The sequence below is a fragment of the Psychrobacter sp. 1Y11 genome, from assembly GCF_052259045.1.
Lineage (GTDB): Bacteria > Pseudomonadota > Gammaproteobacteria > Pseudomonadales > Moraxellaceae > Psychrobacter.
Map to the genome: position 1 here is coordinate 24703 of NZ_JBQQER010000003.1, position 18911 is coordinate 43613.

The window sequence follows — 18911 nt, forward strand, 5'->3', positions numbered from 1 at the left end:
TCATGTCATTATTAGATTCAGTATTACCGTCAGAGCCTACCAATAAAGAAAAAATGAATGAGCCTGTTGAAACCTTATTCGACAAAACAGCGAGTAATTTGGTGGGTAAACCAATTAACCGCGTCGAGGGCTCGTTAAAGGTTAGCGGTCAAGCCCATTATTCAGCAGAGATCGAGGTCGAAAATAAAGTGTATGGTGTGCTGGTTGGCGCGGCCATTGCTAAAGGTAAGGTTGACAATATCGATAGCGACTCGGTCGCAGATATTCCGGGCATCATTAAAGTCGTTACTGATCCTGAGCGCTTTTTACGTAACTCACAGCAAGGCGGCGAGACCGAAGCCCCCACTCAAGGCGTAAGTGAAATCTTTTATCACGGTCAACCTATCGCTGTTGTTGTCGCTGAAACTTTTGAAGCAGCAACTGAAGGTGCCAATGCGCTCAAAGTGACCTATAAAGATGAGACCGAGCAGGCGGCTTTGGATTTCACCCAACAGCTGTCCAATGCTCATGATGTTGACGAGAAAAAAGGCTCAGACAAGAACGCTGAACATGGCGATCCGGAACAAGGTTTGGCTGATTCAGCTGTAACCCTTGATAGTTTGTATCACACGCCCAGTCAAAATAGCGCTGCTATGGAGCCGCATGCGACTTTAGCTTATTGGGAAGAGGATAAGCTTATTATGTACTCTTCAAATCAGATGATCGCCTCTTGTAAGCAGCAAATTATGGACGCGCTAGACTTGAATAAAGAGCAAGTAGAGCTGATCTCATACTACGTAGGTGGTGGCTTTGGGAGTAAGCTGGGTATTGCGCCAGAATCTATTGCTGCCGCCATTGCCTCTAAAGAAGTTGGTCGTCCAGTACTGATTACTATGACGCGCCCGCAAGTAATGGAGGCGACAGTAAGACGCTCAAACACTCGACAGCGTATCGCTATTGGTTGTGACAAAGAAGGCGTTATTGATACCTTTATTCACGATACTACAACCAGTAATTTACCGGGTGAGGCATTTTTTGAGCCAACGGCATTATCGACTCACTTCCTGTATCGCGGAGAGAATCGCCGCGTCAGCTATCAGATGGTGGATATGAACCAAGTCTTATCAGGCTCTATGCGTGCTCCAGGTGAAGCGGTCGGTATGATTGCCGTTGAATGTGCGATGGATGAGCTGGCGAACAAGCTGGAGATTGATCCTATTGAGCTGCGCCGCCGTAATGAGCCGGAAGAAGACCCGAGCGAAGAGATTCCATTCTCCACCCGTCAGCTCGTTGCCTGTATGGAAAAAGGCGCTGAAGCGTTTGGTTGGGATCAACATAACCCCAAACCTGCCAGTCAGCTAGAAGGCGATTGGTGGATAGGGACCGGTATGTCTGGGACCTCGCGCGGTAACCTATTGCAGCCCTCTGAAGCTCGGGCAATTTTGCAACTCGATAGCTTAAAAGAGCTTGGCGTCAAAGCTATTATCGAAACGGATATGACCGATATTGGCACTGGCTCTTACACGGTATTTACTCAAGTTGCTGCTGATCTACTGGGTCTGCCTGTCGATCATATCGAGATGAAGCTTGGTGACAGTGATTTGCCACCAGCCTCAGGTTCTGGTGGTAGCTTTGGTGCCGCCAGCGCCGGTAGTGGCGTCTATTTGGCTTGCGAGCAGCTACGCGCCATGCTAGCCAAAAAAGTAGGTTTGCATACCGATACCATTCGTATAGATAAAGGCCAAATCAAAAAATCGGGTGAGCACGAGCCTAGTAAAATAGAAGTAGCCATAGATACGGGTAAAGAAAAAGTCACAGAGCTGGTTGATGAAAAGTTGGCTGATAAAGTCTCAGATTTGATGGATAGAGCCGCAGATCTGATGGTTATAGCGTCAAAGAAAACGGGTATACCGCTGCCAGAATCGGCATCAAAGTTAAAATCAGCAACCGAGCAATATGATTTTAATGATAATCAGTCCTATGCGTTAGCTGATATCATCGCTAAGTTTGACGAGCAAGAGATCAGCGCCAAAGGCCAGATCAAACCAGGTAAAAATGGCAAAAACTATCGCCAAGCCTCGTTTGGAGCGAATTTCGCTGAAGTCGCGGTACATAGAGTCACCGGTGAGATTCGCGTCAAACGTATGACTGGCGTGTATGCAGCAGGACGTATTCTCAACCATAAGTTGGCAACTTCACAGTGTTATGGCGGCATGATATTTGGAATTGGTTCTGCTTTGATGGAAGAGGTTATTCATGACAAGCGCGATGGTCGCTTATGTAATCATGACCTTGCCGAATATCATGTGCCGGTCAACGCTGACGTACCGCAGTTGGAGGTAATTTTGTTAGAAGAAGATGATCCTTATACCAATCCGATGCACATAAAAGGTATTGGCGAGACCTCGATTTCAGGCTCAGCGGCCGCTATTGCTAACGCTATCTATAATGCCGTTGGTGTACGAGTTTATGACTTCCCTATTACTTTAGACAAAATCTTAGCCGATATGCCTGAGTAATGAGCGTTATCGAAGTATAAAAATCTCTTAGATAAAACCTGCTAAATATTAATTTTAATCCTAAGCAGGTTTTATTTATTTTTATCTTTCAAAATATAAAAAAGAAACGCAAAAATATGAATCAAGTCGCAGACATTCTACAGCTCGCTTTCGATGCGCATCAGCACAACGTTGATGCCGTCTTGGCAACGGTAGTGCGCACGGAAGGTTCGGCTTATCGTAAACCTGGCGCAATGATGCTCATTTGCGAAGATGGTCGTTCAGTCGGTATGATCAGTGGCGGCTGCCTCGAGCCGCATATTATCAAGCGCGCTTTTTGGCTGACTCGTAATAATGCAAGCGTGCAAGTCTATCAAACCGGTGATGAGCACAGTGACGAACAGGATGATGCATTAAATAATTATGCTGCTGTTGATACTGATACAGACTTAGAGGACGAGCTAAATTTTGGTTTAGGCTGTAACGGTAAAGTTCACGTGTTATTTGAGCGTCTAACTACTGCTATGCCCTATCTGGATTTAATTCAAAAAGTTCGTCAAAGTGGGCAACCTGCTACTGTGGCTACCCTAATTCGCGCTAACAGTGCTGAGATGACCGTTGGCACTAGAGTTAATTCAAGCACTGGTTTTTCGGGTGAAAGCGCGGATTCACAAGCAATACCGCAGCCGATAATTGATGAGTTGGCCACTTATGAAGTTAGTAAAAAAAATGCTGATTATCTCGTTCTAAAAAACCCAATGGCAAATAAGGATAGCGCAAGCGTACAAACCGAATGGTTAATACAAAGCTTACAACCGCAAATTCGACTATTAGTTTGCGGAGCCGGTAATGATGTTATACCGCTAGTTACGATGGCAAAGCTGCAGGATTGGCACGTCACAGTCATCGATAGCAGGTCGCAATATGCGACGCGCCAGCGTTTTTTGCAAGCTGACTCAGTCCTTTCGGTACCCTTAGCAGATAGCGACACTTTACTTAAATTAAGCCGAAATGCAGCGGTAGCGCTGATGTCGCATAGCCTCAGTCAAGATCGTGCGCGTTTAGCTACTTTGCTACAACGTCCAAATCATTATAATTACATTGGACAGTTGGGGCCGCGTTATCGCACTGAGCGCTTGATTGAGGAGATAAGCTCAAACTGCGAAAACCCTGCGATATTAGCAGATGGCATCAATCGACTACACTACCCTATCGGCTATAAATTAGGCGGTGATGGTCCTGAGGCCTTGGCACTTAGTATCATCGCCCAAATCAGTGCGGTGGTTCATGAGCAAGTTGCGGTTAATAGAGAATTGGCCCAGCCAAAATCATCATCGAACTCAAATCAGTTAGTCGACGCAGCCAGTTATGAGTGATAGATCTTTAGTGACTCAAAACGCACCTCAAAATCACGCGGTCATTATCTTAGCTAGCGGCCTCAGTCACAGGCTAGGTCAGCCCAAGCAACTCTTAAAAAAGCAGGGTAAGCCTTTAGTCGATTATATGACAGCGCTTGCTTTGGCGACTCAGCCCCAAACTATCATCGTTGTCATTCCTAAGCAAAATTTAGCTATCCGTTCTACTCTCGATACTATTATCGATGAACCAAACCCGCAAAATCCAAACATAGAGATAGTCCATAATGCGGCGCCAGAGACAGGCATGGCGCAGAGCTTATCTTTAGCTATTGATGCATTAAAAGCTCAGCACGATTTAGTTATCAAGCGCGTATTGATTATTGGTGTGGATCAAGTGTTATTAGAGGCAGAGCATTTGAAGCAACTTCTAACACAAGACAACTTAGTCGTTGCCAGTCGCTATCCCTATTTAGATGATAACTTTATTGTTAATGAAAATAAGAGTGATATCGTTGGCCTACCAATAGTTGTCAATTATGAGTTATTAAACACATGGCAGTCTTCGCTGAGCGGTGATAAAGGTTTACGGCATTTTATTAGAGTGTTACCTGCCGAGTCGATAGCTAACATTAGCAATGACCGGCTTAGCTTTGATATTGATACTCCTAAACAATTAGCTTATGCTAAAGAGAAAGATTGGCTTGATTGAACCGGCTTAATGAGCAAAATGATTTATTATTTCTAGCTCAGTCTTTTTTGCACGTCATGCAAACTCGTAGCACCGCTTTTATCAAACCTCTATCCATACCTGAATATGCCCTAATACAATCTCCCATATTTGCTATAATTCTAATTAAATTAAGGCAATAAATACATAACGTTGACGGTAAAACCAGCCTTAATCACTTATACTTTTCTTTGACCCCATTATTGGGAGTACCTTTTTGTATTCACCTGTTTCAAAGCCTGAAATTTTTGACCCTCAAGCACAGAATAGCTCAATGCTATCCTCTGTAGATCCTGCTCGTGCCGATAATTTGATAGCCAGTAACTTAGCAGTTGATAATAAACCACTAACCGATGGCTTTTCGCGGCGGCTGACTTATTTGCGCCTGTCCATTACTGATTTTTGTAACTTTCGCTGTGAGTATTGCTTGCCAAATGGCTATCAGGGCAAGCGTCCCTCCGATGAGCTCAGCGTGGCTGAGATCAAAACGCTAATTCAAGGCTTTGCGCAAGTTGGTACCCAAAAGGTACGTATCACCGGCGGTGAGCCCTCTATCAGACGCGATGTGGTTGAGATTATCGATACTATCAAAAATACTGCCGGTATCGAGATGGTGGCGATGACTAGTAATGGCTATAAGCTTGGCAAGCATTTAGCTAACTGGCAAGCAGCAGGACTTAATCAGCTCAACATCAGTATGGATAGTTTCGATGCCGATACTTTCCATCAGATGACAGGTTTTAATACTCAGCCGCAGCTGATGCGCGATATGGATACCTTATTAGCGACTACTGATATCAAGCTTAAAATTAATAGTATCTTAATGGCAGAGACCGCTTTTCAAAACCTGATCGATGCAATGGATTACGTCAAAGATCGTCCTGTGACTTATCGCTTTATTGAATTTATGCAGACGAGCGACAACAGTGATTTGTTTTTTGCTCAGCATGCGCAGGCCGATATGATTACTGATTACTTACTTGCGCGCGGTTGGCAGTCGCATGATCGCGGTAGCGCCGATGGTCCTGCAATCGAATACAGCCACCCTGATTATCTCGGTCGTATCGGTATGATTGCGCCCTATGCCGCGCACTTTTGTGATAACTGTAACCGCTTGCGCGTCAGTAGCCAAGGCAAAGTGCATCTGTGTTTGTTTGACGAAGGCAATTATGATATTAGAAAATATCTGCAAAACAATGATGTGCAAGGGTTGATTGATACCCTATATAGCTTTATGCCAATTAAACCTGAACATCATCATCTGCATGAGTCTGATAGTGGCATGATGCATAACTTATCTATTATTGGTGGTTAGACTATTTTGGTGAAGTTTGATAATTTTTACATTGTAAAACTAAAAATCGCAAAGCTTCTAAAGCTCTAAAATATATAGTATGTTCGATATAAAAACGATATAGCGCATCCATATTGTTTGGTATCCACTATAAACCAAGTATTAAATAATTTAAGAGTAAGGAAAAAAATGTCTAAGCCTGCCGCAGAATTTACCCCACTTAATATTGCCGTCCTTTGTGTCTCTGACAGTCGCACTCTTGAGCAAGATACTTCAGGACAATATTTGGTCGATAGCTTAGTTGAAGCGGGTCATAAGCTTGCCGATCGTCAATTAATCACTGATGATATTTATAAGATTCGCGCCGTTATTAGCGGCTGGATTGCTGATCCTAATATTCATGCGGTGATGACCACGGGCGGTACTGGGTTTTTTATCCGTGATAGTATGCCAGAAGCGGTCAATGTTTTATTTGACAAGTCTATTGACGGTTTTGGCGAGATGTTCCGTTTGCTCTCTAAAGACGAGATCGGTATGTCGACCATTCAATCACGTGCTATCGCTGGTATGGCTAATGGTACAGGTATATTTTGTCTGCCTGGCTCGACGGGCGCTTGTCGCACGGGCTGGAATAGTATTCTAAAAGAGCAATTCGATAATCGCACTCGTCCTTGTAACTTCGTCGCGCACTTTATGCGCGCTAATCCGAGTCATGATTAATTGCTTGCGTATAAACAAAGCTGTCATAAAAATTTAATTGCTAAGAAAAGATATGCCTATGTCTGCTGTTGATAAAAATACCGCCAAACCTTTAGAGAACAAAGTCGCTACCCTCTCGCACTTAGATAGCGACGGCGATATTCACATGGTTGATGTCAGTGGTAAGACTGCGACCACTAGAGAAGCCCATGCTATCGGTCAGGTACGTTTTCCAGCGGATATTTACAGCCAAATAAAAGCCGCTGATGGTATGACCAAAAAAGGTAGCATCACCCAAACCGCGCATATCGCAGGTATTATGGCAGCCAAACGCACTCATGATTTGATTCCGCTTTGTCATCCATTGCCACTAGATAAGATCGGCTTAAGCTTCGATTATGACGATGAGCTCAGTAGCATAACGGTCAATGCAACGGTGAAAGTTACCCATAAGACTGGCGTTGAAATGGAAGCATTGACTGCGGTAAGCGTCGCTTGCCTGACTATCTATGACATGACCAAAGCGCTATCGCATGACATCGTGATTGATGGAGTTAAACTCATGACTAAGACAGGTGGCAAGTCCGATTATAACCATCAAGTAAAATAATCTAGATTTGATGTTTATTTAGTGAGCGAATAATTTAACTCATGGTTGAATCAACGACTGCAAGCAGCACCGAATGATATAGGTAAAAATATGACTGATAATACAATGAATGACACCAATGCTAATAACTTAATGAATATTAACGTACTTTATTTTGCCAGTCTTGCCGATGAAGCTAATTGTCAGGAAGAAACAGTAGCGGTCGATCCTGCTACCTCACTAGCTCAGCTTTATGCGCAGCTTAGCGAAAAGCACCGCTTTAGTCGTCCGCAGGCCGATCTGCGCGTGGCGGTGAACGATTATTTTGCTAAATGGGACGACCCTATCAATAATGGCGACAGCGTGGTCTTTATTACCCCAGTAGCAGGCGGTTAAAAGTCTTTAACTAATATAAAAATTAACGTAGGTTATAGGTCATAGCTTAGCAAATATTATTTTAAGGCTCATTTTATTTGGCTTTTATGTATAAATTCTCATACTAGAGCTAAGCTGACGTAGGCTGCGGCTTTAGCCCTGAAAAGCGTTAAAAATTGAACTGCAATTTTCGCTTTGCAAGTGAAATTCTTTAAATAGAATTTCGTTAATTACCAGATTCTACTAAAAACTTGAGTTTATAAATGACTGACGACAATCAAAGCAATGATACAAAATCTGGCAATAAAGCCGACGTGCATAGCCAATCGATGCAGATTAAACGCAGCAGTGAGGAAGCTTACGCTATTGCTCAGCGTGATGGCTTTGCTTTATTAGATGTGGCTATCGATGAGGCTCGTCTCAGAGCTATGCTCGATGACGATAGCTGTGGCGCTTTTGCAAGCTTTGAAGGTCGCGTGCGCAATCATAATAATGCCAGCTCTGTTGAGCGTTTGACTTACTACGGCTATGAAGATTTGGCGATTAACCAAGGTCGACAAATCATTAACGAAGCCAAAGAGAAGTTTGCGATTTCGCATGCTGTGGCTATTCACCGTATTGGCGCGTTAGAGATTGGCGATATCGCGGTTTGGATCGGTGTGGTCTCCACGCATCGTTACCCGGCTTTTGATGCCTGCCGCTGGATACTCGATACCATCAAAGCCGACATTCCCGTCTGGAAGCAAGAATATTATGATAATGAGTCGCCCAAATGGCTAAGCAACAACGGCTAAGTAATAATGGCTGATTAGTACCGTTACTCCCCTTCCGATGTGATAGTTGTAGAGCTATGGCCGATCCTTCCGTCTTATCAGAGATGCTAATGCCATTTTGGGTAAGCCTTAAGCTTGCAGGCGTCACTACCTTATGCCTGCTATTACTCGCGACTCCGCTCGCTTATTGGCTAGCGCGTCCTAGTCGTCATCGTTTTATCAGTCGCCTTAAAGTCATTTTGTTAGGTGTTATAGCGATGCCTTTAGTACTGCCGCCGACTGTTATTGGCTTTTATTTGCTACTGCTTATGAGCCCCAACTCGCTCGTTGGTCATTGGCTAAATGAACATAATATTCGCAGCTTAGTCTTTACCTTTGAGGGCTTAGTGATAGGCTCTATCATTTACTCTTTGCCTTTTTATGTCCAGCCAGTCTACGCGCAGTTTTTACGTATTCCTAAAAGCGTCACAGAAATGGCGCAATTATTAGAAAACAGTCGCCTCAGACGATTTATCACTATAGCGCTACCGCAAGCGCGTATTGGCATTATTTTAGGTAGCTTAATAAGCTTTGCCCATACCATTGGTGAGTTTGGCGTGGTATTGATGATAGGCGGTAGCATCTCTGGGGAAACCAAGGTCATTTCTATCGCTATTTATGAGCAAGTCGAAGCGCTGAACTATGAGATGGCGCATCTGATGGCAGCGGTACTAGTGATCACGGGGATGCTTATGGTGACCTTGATAGCGAGCGTTAGTAAGTCGATTCAGCGCTCATAATAACAATGCTTATAACGACAGACTAATACCCTGTTACTTTTTCTCTAATAAACCTCTGCATCAAGACCACAAGATAATTACTGAATGCTTATCCTCTCTATGACAGTATAAATTATCACTTATCAGTAATAAGGATTACTTATGTCATTGACTAATAACACTCATTTAAGCTACTTATCCATTCGCAGCAAAACCTGTAGCTGCTCAAGATGTGGCTGTACTAGCGAAGCCACTTGCAATAAGTGTGATATGTGCGCTAAATGCTGTAACTGCGGCTCATAATTAACGTACTACGATAAGCGAAAGCGCTTTAGAAGACTTTTTTAGAGCGCTTTTTTATGCTCTACTTATGCGATCTTATAATTTGTTATAGTACAGATAACCGTGTAGCAACAGCAAAAGCCGATAACTTCTATATTGAGGAGACTTTATGTCTAGCGAACAGCATGTCTTAGCTTGTATTGATGGCTCTACAGTCACTCAGTCCGTTTGTAGCTATGCGGCATGGTACGCCAATCGGCTCAATCTAGCGGTGGCGCTACTCAATGTGGTTGATATTCCTGTCTCCTCTAGACGCGACTTATCAGGAACGATAGGGGTCGACAGTCGGCAGATATTACTAGAAGAGTTGACGCAGCTAGATGAGCAAAGAGCTAAGGTGGTTAACAGCTATAGCAATGCGCTAATCGAAGATGCAAAAAGCCATATTAATAGCCGCTTTGATGTTGAGATAAAAACTTATAGACGCCGCGGCAAACTGCTGCCTGCCATCGAGCACTTCGATAGTGAAAACCGCGCGATCGTGCTGGGGCGACGCGGAGAAGACCATCAAAATGACCGCGTCAATATCGGTAGCCAAATTGAAACGGTGACCCGCGCTTCCCATAAACCTATTCTCATCTGCTCAGAATCATTCAAAACACCAAGCTCCTATTTAGTTGCTTTTGATGGCAGCAAGACCGCAATAAAAGCGGCGCAGATGGTCGCGGCTAGCGAGCTGTTAAAAGGGCTGAGAGGTTATATCGTGATGGTCGGTAATGATAATAATACGGCGAAGAACAGCTTAGCGGCCGTGACTGAGCAGTTAAGCTCGTCAGGGTTTACCGTTACTGCTCATCATTTGCCTTACGACAATGTCGTTGAGGGACTGGTTGAGTTTCAAGCCAATAATGCTATCGACATGATCGTCATCGGCGCTTATGGGCATTCGAAGTTTCAACAGCTCTTTATCGGTAGCACAACCACAAAAATCATTACCAAAACCTTGTCGCCTATTCTATTGTTACGTTAATAGCGGCTATCACAGTTGACTGATACCGCGTTTGAGCGCTTTGAGTACTTGTTGGTACTCTTGACTGTGAGTTTCGGCGACGCTTAAGCGTCCATAGCGAAGCTGTCGGTAGTATTTTTTGATATCCGCTATCTGTTGCTTGCTCAGCTTATTATGACTCATTTGGCTGTTCTGTAAGCGCTCAAGCCAGGCCAAAGCGCCTTCATTATCGTGGCGAGCCAAAGCTTTATCGTTTTTAGCTACTTTGTTAGAGAGCTTTATCAGCGGTCTATCTGCCGGATGCCACTGTTTGCGCCGGCGATACCAGATCATAAATACTAGTAGGCTTATTACCGTGATAGCGCTCGCTGCTAGCCAAGCGATTTGCTCAGAGATAGAGCGAATGTTAAACCATTTGAGCAGCGATCCGGCTTGTTTATCTTGATCATAGCCGACGACGTCTTTTTGCCAATAGTAACTGGCTTGATCTGATAGCCGTCTTAATGCTTGTAGCATCTGATACTGCTGATAGCTGACTTGAGCGGTCGCTCCCTCACCGAACAGTGAAGCGCCTCGCGACTGGGTTAGCGCGTCCATCCCTTGCTCGACCCGCTCAGGAGCAACAAAGGCTGTCGGATCAACGCGCACCCAGCCTTGACCCTCAAGCCATACCTCACTCCAAGCGTGCGCGTCCATTTGCCGCACTTCCCAGACGTTACCGCCGCGGCCCATCTCGCCGCCTTGATAGCCGGCGACCACGCGCGCTGGAATGCCTGCAGCGCGCATCATAAAAGTAAAGCTTGAGGAGTAATGCTCACAAAACCCGGCTTTGGTCTCAAATAAGAAGCTATCAATACGGTTCTCATCCAGTGGCGGCGGCGATAAGGTATAGCGAAACTCAGTCTGATTGATCCAGCGCTGGATAGCTTGTATATAACGCTCGGGGTCTGATCCTGATTGAGCAAATAGCTGCTTGGCAAGGTTTTGCGTTTGTAGATTACCTGCACTAGGCAGCGTTAGATTAGCCGCACGGCTGACATCATCAAGGATAGGAGCAATCTGCATAGGCGCATAACGTAGCACTTCATAACGCAGCTGCTCACTAACAGGCTCCTCTTTGATTAAGGTAAAATCTGAGGTTAAGTTAATATCTTGATTTTGGGTAAAGGGATAATCTAGACCAAATAACCATGGCTGCTGGGTGGGCTCTAAGGTGATCTCATAGTAATTAGGATCGAGCTTGACCGCATCGCTAGCCGTCGCTAATGATTGCTCAAACCACTTAGGTGGTTGGCGCTTAGGCTGCCATTGCCATTGCTGCTGTATGCGCCGGTTGGGACGCCAAGTGACGCCATCAAAGTCGCTAAAAACTAAACCGCGCCAGTACAGCTCACTTTGCGCAGGACGATCTTGCTTAAAATCAACACGAAAGGCAAGCTCTGTGGATTGACTCAAATTGGCAAAATCGCCTGGTGACATACTATCAGAGACGCCAGTAGTTGCTTGGCTCGAGGACAGCTGCACTGACCATAACGGCGGCAAGCGCGGGAAAAATAAAAATAGCACCACTAATAAAGGCAGCGCCGATACGCCTAATACACCAAGGGTACGCATGCGGCCATCACCGCTAGTGTTACTATCATCGTTAAGCGTTATAAAAGCCAATAACACGACAATAGTAGCTGCGATAGCCTGCAAAGTGGTGACAAGACCCTGATCTAATAAAAATAAGCCTGCGATAACAAATAGTGATAGATTCAGTACCACATACGCGTCACGGCGTTTATAAAGCTCCCACAGCTTACTGACTAAGCACAATACTAAAAACCCAACGCCCATATCTAAACCAAAAGCCGTACCATAAGTGAGCGATAAACCGGCTAAACCCAATAAAAACCCTAGCATCTGCATGACTTGATAAAGGCGCTTTAAGCGAGTGGGTTTGAACTTCGATTTGATGCTTGGCAGTTGGGCGATGATAGTGATAATGGCAAAGCCTATTAACCATAAGGGTAAATAGGCGGCATGAGGAAGGATAACAAACAGCTGCGCGATTAGCACCCAATAATAAGCGGGCAACGATAATAGGCGCTGATAGCTTTTGCTGATACCAGCGGACTTATCATTAAGCGGCCTATCATACAAGCTAGTAGATGCCACTTGACCATAAGCTAGTTTTTCAAAGCTTGCGTAGCTGTCCTGAGCAGCTGCCGTCGAAGTACGCGGCGCCTCTAACTGTATACTTGCCTCTGCTTTAGCTGAGTTTGATAGCTTTGCGTTACGCTTAAATAGACTCATGATGCTTGCGCCAACCTTAGTAAGCAAGCTTGCCCGAATGCTTCGCCTTGGCCTATCTCGCCTGTACTAGGCGCTTCATGCGGCAGTTGTAGCTGAAACGGTAGCTCAAGCTCGCTTAAAGCTAGCACGCCATAAGCCAATTGCGCCAGTTTTTGCTCATGAGTTATCGCCGGCATATCCTCATAAGCTAAGCGCTGCTCGTAGCCGATAGGGTCAGCGAAGTGCTTAGTAAACATGCCCTGCCCGCGCGCCACATGTGCCCAAGAGACTCGCGCTAGAGACTCGCCGGCGACATAGTTATCGAGGCGCTCAAAATCGTCCTGACCTTGGGTGAACTGCCCTCCTGTAGGTAGGTCTGCGCTATTTGCGCTTAAATATCGCGCTTGCCACTCGAAAGCCTCCGGCTGCGGATATACCCAAGCTGAACGGGCAAAGTAAACGTAAGACCAAGCGCGCATAATGCCTAAAGGATAGACCGTTTTAATGTGTAAACGCGGTAATTTAAGTTTACCGCGTCTATGAGTTGCGACGGGCAGCCGTATAATTTGCTCATCTTTGAGACGCGGCAGTAGTACTGAGGTTTGCGCAGAGTCTAATGGAGAGTTTACCGAGCTTCGTTTGTTGAACTTCTTGTCTTGTGAGTCGAAGCCAATAGACAGCTGCCGCCTAGGTTGACGGCTATTACTCAGTAGCTGTAAGGTCACCCAAACCGGCTCGCCTGCCTCTGCCATCGTCACCTCAAGCAATCTGACTTGTAGTCCTGATATATGAGCAAAGGTGATATGGAAGCTGATGAGCCAAACGCTAATCAAATAAAAACACAGCCCTAGTACTAAGTTATTACCGTAATTAACACCTGCAATAAAGGTGATAATCAGCAGCAGTACAAACAGTAGTCCCTCGCGGCTAAAGAAGATATAAACATTACGCAAGTTGAGAGTAGCATTGTCACTTCTAGGGGCACGTTTGGCAAACCAGCGACTGAACATCGCGGTCAATGGTTGCTTTATGGTCTGAGGTAAGATGGTCATAGTCGCCCTATCACTTGTCAGGGGTAGTCAAGCTATCAAACGATTACTGCCACTTCGGCCATAATACGCTGAGCGATAGTCGGCGGTGTTTGACCACTGACGGCATTAGCAGGCACAAAACGCTGCCCTAGCCGGTGGTCAGTGACCGCAGCAAATACCGCTTGAATATCTTCCGGCGTCACTTCTTGCTGACCTGAGACATAAGCATAAGCTTGCGCGGCACTTTGTAGTGACAGCACGCCACGCGGCGATAGCCCATGATAGTCCTGACTGATACGCGTCTTAGCAACCAAGCGCTGTAGATAGTCTAAAGAGGCATCTGACACATAGACTTGCTGTACGCCTCGGCGTGCTAATAGCACCTCATTATTATCAAGTATGGCTTCTAATTGACTCAGCAACTCACGGCGATCTTGCCCGCGCAATAGTGCTCGCTCCGCCTCAGGAGAGGGATAACCGAGCGACAAGCACATTAAAAACCGGTCCAATTGCGACTCAGGCAACGGATAGACCCCTGCTTGCTGCAAAGGGTTCTGGGTAGCAATGACGAAGAACGGCTTTGGCAAAGGGTATGACTGCCCATCTTGGGTGACTTGCCGCTCCTCCATGGCTTCGAGTAGCGCGCTTTGGGTCTTGGGACTTGAGCGATTGATCTCATCAGCTAATAATAACTGAGTAAATATCGGCCCAGGTCTAAACTCAAAAGCCATTTTGCCCTGATCATAGAGCGTCATACCTAAGATATCGGCAGGCAGCATATCATTAGTGAATTGCACCCTACTGAAGCTCAAACCTAACAACTGCGCCAATCCCTGTGCTAGCGTAGTCTTACCCATGCCAGGCAGATCTTGTAGCAGTAAATGCCCGCCAGCGAGTACGCAGCTAAGTGCTAATTTGAGCACTTGTGGTTTATCAAGGACCACCTTGTTCAGCTGCACGAGCAACTGAGCGATTTGCTGTTGATTACGCTCATAGTTATCAGCTGTTGCATTTACGGGTAAAGGGGCTACTTCTACAGTCATAGGCTTAGGATCATAAGTTTGTATTATAAAAGGCTACCATCTAAAGGTGTCAGTTGGCTAAGAGTAACAGTTAAGCTTAGGGTTGAAAGTCAGCGGCAGGCTGATCCTTATCCTCGTCTATTATATCAACAGGCTCATTACTCATCTGGCTGGGCTGATTGTCTGTTATGTTTGCATCAGCATCCGGTGAAGCTGCGGGAGCACGTAGCGTCGATAAATAGGCGATAACATCAGCACGTTCGCTCGCGTCAGGCATCGGATCAGCGAGCATTTTTGATTCAGGCATGGCTGTTTCAACATCTGCAATATAAGGATCGAGCGTCTCAGCATCCCATACCCAGCCCGAGGTTTTAAGACCTTCGCTATACTCATAATCAGCTAATTGAGCTGCCTCAGCCCCGTAAATATTCATCAGCTGCGGTCCTTTTTTATTCAGCCCTGGAGTGAGCTGATGGCATTGTCCACAAGCGTCTTGATATATCAAAGCGCCGTTGTCTGCATCCCCTTGCTCATATACCGGCAGAGTCACTGCAGCACGGCTATCAGGCGGAATAGGCTCACCACACGCACTGAGTAAAATGACAGCAGTAAAAATAACACTTATTTGACGCATAACCATAGACATGTTGACAAAAACTTCTTTTAATAAAAAACGATATCATTGGCCGTCTATGCTAACAATGCCTCTGTTAGTAAACGGCCTTATAAAACAGTCACACCACGTTTAGACCACATTGATACTGCGGCTTGGCTCTTCTAAATAGTAGCCTTGCAGATAACGCGCCCCTACGCTCCAAGACACCGACATAGTGGCGGCATCTTCGATATAAGGCATTAACACATCGACATTGATTTTATTCACTTCGGTGATTAAAGATTTTATGGTGTCCAAGTTGTTATCGGTATGAATATCGGTGACGTAGCTTTGCGCGATGCGTATCATATGCGGTTGTACAAATTCAGCGGTATCGAGAGACTTTGTAGTACTACCAAAGTTATTAATACACAGTCGGCAGTTGATTTGGTTTAGTGCCGAAAACTGAGATTTTGCTATCGTTAGATGGTTGCGAATATCTTGCTCATTGAACTGTATGGTTAGCGCGCCTGCTGGCCCCCCTACGGCTTTGATGATTTGACTGGCTACGCTCGCAAGCTTTTTATCAACCAATGACGCACTGGTTAATTGCACTAAGAGCCGCGCTTCTGGATGCGACTTACGCACCTCGCTTAGCTGTTTAAAAGCATTGATAAGTACCCAGCGGTCTATCTTTTCAAGTAGATTGTGTGATTTGGCTACTGATAAAAACTGATTTGGGGAGAGTACGGTGTTTTCAGCATCCCCTAGCGGCAAACGTAAATAAACCTCAAAAAAATCACTGCGATCAAAAGTGATATCGTAGATGGGTTGAAACATCAGCTCAAAGCGATTATTAGTAATGGCATTGACTAAGTATTCAGCTAAAGCATTATCATCTTCGCTCACATGTTTACTCAGATCATAAAAATGATAAGCATCGCCCTGATTACTAGTCTCTATACCGATATGATTGATAGCTTCCAGCGCGCGCTCTAGTAACACCTTAGGTGCAGGAGCATTTTGGTCGATTTTTACCACCCCAATACTCGCGGTGGTGCTCATCGTCCGCTTGCCGACGTTGATGAGCATCTCACTAATCCTTAGCCGCACACGCTCAGCCAATTCCTTGAGCGCTTGGGTTGAAATATCATTGGCAAGCACAGTAAATGAGGTGTCACTAAAGCGGCTAACCGGATAATCGGCAACGATTTCATCGAGCAGCGCGGCCACTTGCTTGACGGTGGCATCCACTCCCTCTAACCCCAAACTACTGCTAATCCTACCGGTGTTATCTAGCTGAATATATAATAGCCCTGCGTGGCTTTTATTATTTAAGACTTGCTGATGTAAGCTCTCAAGCCGCTCCTCAAAGCCGCGGCGGTTACTTAGCCCAGTCAAGCTATCGAGCCGCTCTGCTGCCGCTAGCTGCTTATCGATATCGGCGCTACTTGGACCACTTTGCTGAATGATGATCTGCGTCACAGGCTCGCCCTCTAAGGTAGCAGTAGCCAGTTGCAGCTTGACTTCAAAGATCTCACCGTCTTTAGTTTTACTATTAGAGTTGAATTCGACTTGTTGCCGATTGCCTTTATCAAATTGGCGTAGAAACTGTTTGAAGTCTTTTATATTGTCAGACCCAGCTATCAAGTCAATAATAGGCAAGCCCATAATATCGTTCATCGACTCGAAGTTGAACATCTTGAGATAAGGATCGTTAGCGAAAATATGAATGCCTTGATCGATATAAGCGACCGCACTTTTGGAGTTCTTTATCAGCAGATTAGCTCGTTGCTCCGACTCAGTCAGCACTTGTTGTAAAGTGCCAACCTGTCGGCGGGTACGCAAATTGGCGTGCAATAAGCGAATCGCCATGACCACTTGCGTCTCGCGATCGGCTACTAATGCCTTGATCATGGTACCATCGATAATAATCGGCAACCCATCTTGGTTGCGACCGTTTTCTGCGAGCTCATCGCTCATTAGACCGATGATGGGCAGATCAATGTTATGCTCTTGAATAATAGCCACGACATCGGTGAAGCTCAAATCATAGGCGCTACCAAACACTAGAACATCCCAGCTATGACGTAATGACTTGAGCAGCTCTTCTTTGTCATCCAAGAACCCTAAATTTACCTCTGCATAGTAGGATTTTAATAAATTTATCAAACCCTCCGCATATAGCTGATCATCGTCTATGACTAATAAATTCAGAGTGGTATCGGTTCGCATAAAAATCCTCATAAATCTTACGATGGCAATCGAGGTACTTAGTTTTTTGTCACTAGATCTGTATGACCAGATAAGCTATGACTAGTCGCCATTTATGGCATCAGATGCTAATACTAGCATAACTAAATATGAATAAGCATAAAATCATATTGGCTAAAGCGTTCAGATATATAGCCTTTATCAGGGCTTATAAAGGTCAATCGGCACCTTAAACGCTCTATTGGGTAACTCGCGCACCAGTTTGGGTACTAAATAGCCAGGAAGCTGCTCTAATAGCGCCCAGTATAGCGCAATAGCTTCGCTATCTGGGCTATCGAAATGAGCGCCACCGGCCACTTTGTCCAATAAATGTAGATAATAAGGCAGCACACCGGCGGCAAAGAGGCGCTGACTAAGTGCCACTTGTGTGTCTACATCATCATTAATATCACGCAGTAACACGGTCTGATTGAGTAAGGTAATACCCGCTACGCGCGCTCGTTGTAAATGCTGCGCGGTGGTCTCATCGATCTCATTGGCATGATTGCAATGGACAACCATGACGATCTGACAACGGCTGCTAGCCAATCGATCTAGTAAGTCATCGTCTAAGCGCTCAGGAATAACTAACGGTAGACGCGTATGTAACCTTATCGTCGTTAGCTGCGGGATAGCCTCTAAGATATCTAACCAAATGAATAATCGACGGTTTGAGACACTAAGGGGATCGCCGCCACTTAATATCACCTCATTGATCTCAGGGTGCTCATGGATATAGCGGATAATAGCATCCTGCACCGACGCTTTTGGTAGGTTACTTTGATAGTCAAAATGCTGACGAAAGCAATAACGACAATGGATAGCGCAGGCTCCAGTCACCGTCAGTAACACTCTAGACTGGTACTTATGCAGCAGACCGGTCAGCGGATTTTGTGAGTTTTCAGCTAAAGGGTCTGCGACATAGCCCGTCACAGCTACTTGCTCTCTTTGATCCGGTAGCACTTGTCTAAGCAGAGGATCATTAGCATCGCCTACTTGCATCTTGGCCACAAAAGCGCGTGGCACTCGTAGTTCAAAATGCGTTGGCACATATATCTGCGATCTTAGCGATTCGAGCTCTAATACTGCTAATAACTCATCAATAGAGGTTATGGCCTCGGATAATTGAGTTTGCCAGTTTTTTTGTAGGATTAAATGGTTTATCATAACACCCTAATACTTTATGCCCAAAAGTCGCCATTATACGCTTATCACTGTGGCGTGCTAGTAACCTAGCAAAATATAGCAATCATAATTACTGTATATGGTTACTTATCTATTTGTGCCTATATTATTATCCCTTATCTATTTGCGTCTATATATTGTTACTATTATATAGTTACTATAGCCCAATTTCTTAAACCCAAGACAGTGCTACTAGGAGTTTGTTGT

Annotated in this window: 16 protein-coding genes; 10 read left to right on the forward strand and 6 right to left on the reverse strand. The window is 45.1% G+C overall.

Annotated features, from left to right (window positions below; genetic code table 11):
• Positions 1-2: 2 nt before the first annotated feature.
• From ACTXGJ_RS03185 to ACTXGJ_RS03230, 10 genes are all read left to right on the forward strand, one after another.
• Complete coding sequence (locus tag ACTXGJ_RS03185) at positions 3-2498, forward strand: molybdopterin cofactor-binding domain-containing protein (protein ID WP_443565104.1); 2496 nt, start codon at positions 3-5, stop codon at positions 2496-2498.
• A gap of 116 nt (positions 2499-2614) precedes the next feature.
• The gene (locus ACTXGJ_RS03190) at positions 2615-3853 is read left to right on the forward strand and encodes an XdhC family protein (protein ID WP_443565105.1); all 1239 of its coding nucleotides are present in this window, start codon (positions 2615-2617) and stop codon (positions 3851-3853) included.
• The gene (locus ACTXGJ_RS03195) at positions 3846-4544 is read left to right on the forward strand and encodes a nucleotidyltransferase family protein (RefSeq protein ID WP_443565106.1); all 699 of its coding nucleotides are present in this window, start codon (positions 3846-3848) and stop codon (positions 4542-4544) included. The genes ACTXGJ_RS03190 and ACTXGJ_RS03195 overlap by 8 nt, the downstream gene beginning before the upstream one ends.
• 292 nt (positions 4545-4836) lie before the next feature.
• On the forward strand, positions 4837-5877 hold the full coding sequence (gene moaA / locus ACTXGJ_RS03200) for a GTP 3',8-cyclase MoaA (protein WP_443565107.1): 1041 nt from the start codon (positions 4837-4839) through the stop codon (positions 5875-5877).
• A gap of 168 nt (positions 5878-6045) precedes the next feature.
• Positions 6046-6576, forward strand: coding sequence for a molybdenum cofactor biosynthesis protein B (gene moaB, locus ACTXGJ_RS03205; protein WP_439241411.1), 531 nt, complete (start codon positions 6046-6048; stop codon positions 6574-6576).
• A gap of 58 nt (positions 6577-6634) precedes the next feature.
• Positions 6635-7165, forward strand: coding sequence for a cyclic pyranopterin monophosphate synthase MoaC (gene moaC / locus ACTXGJ_RS03210; protein WP_443565108.1), 531 nt, complete (start codon positions 6635-6637; stop codon positions 7163-7165).
• Positions 7166-7255: 90 nt separating this feature from the next.
• Entirely contained in the window at positions 7256-7540 is a 285-nt protein-coding gene (locus tag ACTXGJ_RS03215; protein ID WP_443565109.1) for a MoaD/ThiS family protein, read from the forward strand.
• A gap of 242 nt (positions 7541-7782) precedes the next feature.
• Complete coding sequence (locus tag ACTXGJ_RS03220) at positions 7783-8313, forward strand: molybdenum cofactor biosynthesis protein MoaE (protein WP_439241417.1); 531 nt, start codon at positions 7783-7785, stop codon at positions 8311-8313.
• A gap of 56 nt (positions 8314-8369) precedes the next feature.
• Complete coding sequence (gene modB / locus ACTXGJ_RS03225) at positions 8370-9071, forward strand: molybdate ABC transporter permease subunit (RefSeq protein ID WP_443565110.1); 702 nt, start codon at positions 8370-8372, stop codon at positions 9069-9071.
• Positions 9072-9501: 430 nt separating this feature from the next.
• A complete protein-coding gene (locus tag ACTXGJ_RS03230; RefSeq protein ID WP_439241421.1) occupies positions 9502-10362 on the forward strand; it encodes a universal stress protein in 861 nt (286 codons plus the stop codon).
• A gap of 9 nt (positions 10363-10371) precedes the next feature.
• Here ACTXGJ_RS03230 and ACTXGJ_RS03235 read toward each other — a convergent pair whose 3' ends face one another.
• The 6 genes from ACTXGJ_RS03235 to epmB form a co-directional block, all read right to left on the reverse strand.
• On the reverse strand, positions 10372-12639 hold the full coding sequence (locus ACTXGJ_RS03235) for a transglutaminase family protein (RefSeq protein ID WP_443565111.1): 2268 nt from the start codon (positions 12637-12639) through the stop codon (positions 10372-10374).
• Positions 12636-13670, reverse strand: coding sequence for a hypothetical protein (locus ACTXGJ_RS03240; RefSeq protein ID WP_443565112.1), 1035 nt, complete (start codon positions 13668-13670; stop codon positions 12636-12638). Before ACTXGJ_RS03240 ends, ACTXGJ_RS03235 begins: the two co-directional genes overlap by 4 nt.
• Positions 13671-13705: 35 nt before the next feature.
• Positions 13706-14692, reverse strand: a complete 987-nt coding sequence (locus ACTXGJ_RS03245) for an AAA family ATPase (RefSeq protein WP_439241427.1) — start codon at positions 14690-14692, stop codon at positions 13706-13708.
• A 76-nt stretch (positions 14693-14768) separates the two neighbouring features.
• On the reverse strand, positions 14769-15317 hold the full coding sequence (locus ACTXGJ_RS03250; RefSeq protein WP_439241429.1) for a c-type cytochrome: 549 nt from the start codon (positions 15315-15317) through the stop codon (positions 14769-14771).
• A gap of 99 nt (positions 15318-15416) precedes the next feature.
• Positions 15417-17501 carry an EAL domain-containing protein gene (locus ACTXGJ_RS03255; RefSeq protein WP_443565113.1) on the reverse strand — a complete coding sequence of 695 codons (2085 nt, stop codon included), beginning with the start codon at positions 17499-17501 and terminating at the stop codon, positions 15417-15419.
• A gap of 180 nt (positions 17502-17681) precedes the next feature.
• Positions 17682-18686 (reverse strand): EF-P beta-lysylation protein EpmB, encoded by a 1005-nt coding sequence (gene epmB / locus ACTXGJ_RS03260; RefSeq protein ID WP_443565114.1) that lies wholly within the window; start codon positions 18684-18686, stop codon positions 17682-17684.
• Positions 18687-18911 lie beyond the last annotated feature (225 nt).

Excerpts from the sequence above, each read along its gene's own strand:
- ACTXGJ_RS03185 (WP_443565104.1), top strand. The coding sequence starts at position 3 with ATGTCATTATTAGATTCAGTATTACCGTCAGAGCCTACCAATAAAGAA.
- ACTXGJ_RS03190 (WP_443565105.1), top strand. The coding sequence starts at position 2,615 with ATGAATCAAGTCGCAGACATTCTACAGCTCGCTTTCGATGCGCATCAG.
- ACTXGJ_RS03195 (WP_443565106.1), top strand. The coding sequence starts at position 3,846 with ATGAGTGATAGATCTTTAGTGACTCAAAACGCACCTCAAAATCACGCG.
- moaA (WP_443565107.1), top strand. The coding sequence starts at position 4,837 with ATGCTATCCTCTGTAGATCCTGCTCGTGCCGATAATTTGATAGCCAGT.
- moaB (WP_439241411.1), top strand. The coding sequence starts at position 6,046 with ATGTCTAAGCCTGCCGCAGAATTTACCCCACTTAATATTGCCGTCCTT.
- moaC (WP_443565108.1), top strand. The coding sequence starts at position 6,635 with ATGTCTGCTGTTGATAAAAATACCGCCAAACCTTTAGAGAACAAAGTC.
- ACTXGJ_RS03215 (WP_443565109.1), top strand. The coding sequence starts at position 7,256 with ATGACTGATAATACAATGAATGACACCAATGCTAATAACTTAATGAAT.
- ACTXGJ_RS03220 (WP_439241417.1), top strand. The coding sequence starts at position 7,783 with ATGACTGACGACAATCAAAGCAATGATACAAAATCTGGCAATAAAGCC.
- modB (WP_443565110.1), top strand. The coding sequence starts at position 8,370 with ATGGCCGATCCTTCCGTCTTATCAGAGATGCTAATGCCATTTTGGGTA.
- ACTXGJ_RS03230 (WP_439241421.1), top strand. The coding sequence starts at position 9,502 with ATGTCTAGCGAACAGCATGTCTTAGCTTGTATTGATGGCTCTACAGTC.
- ACTXGJ_RS03235 (WP_443565111.1), bottom strand. The coding sequence starts at position 12,639 with ATGAGTCTATTTAAGCGTAACGCAAAGCTATCAAACTCAGCTAAAGCA.
- ACTXGJ_RS03240 (WP_443565112.1), bottom strand. The coding sequence starts at position 13,670 with ATGACCATCTTACCTCAGACCATAAAGCAACCATTGACCGCGATGTTC.
- ACTXGJ_RS03245 (WP_439241427.1), bottom strand. The coding sequence starts at position 14,692 with ATGACTGTAGAAGTAGCCCCTTTACCCGTAAATGCAACAGCTGATAAC.
- ACTXGJ_RS03250 (WP_439241429.1), bottom strand. The coding sequence starts at position 15,317 with ATGTCTATGGTTATGCGTCAAATAAGTGTTATTTTTACTGCTGTCATT.
- ACTXGJ_RS03255 (WP_443565113.1), bottom strand. The coding sequence starts at position 17,501 with ATGCGAACCGATACCACTCTGAATTTATTAGTCATAGACGATGATCAG.
- epmB (WP_443565114.1), bottom strand. The coding sequence starts at position 18,686 with ATGATAAACCATTTAATCCTACAAAAAAACTGGCAAACTCAATTATCC.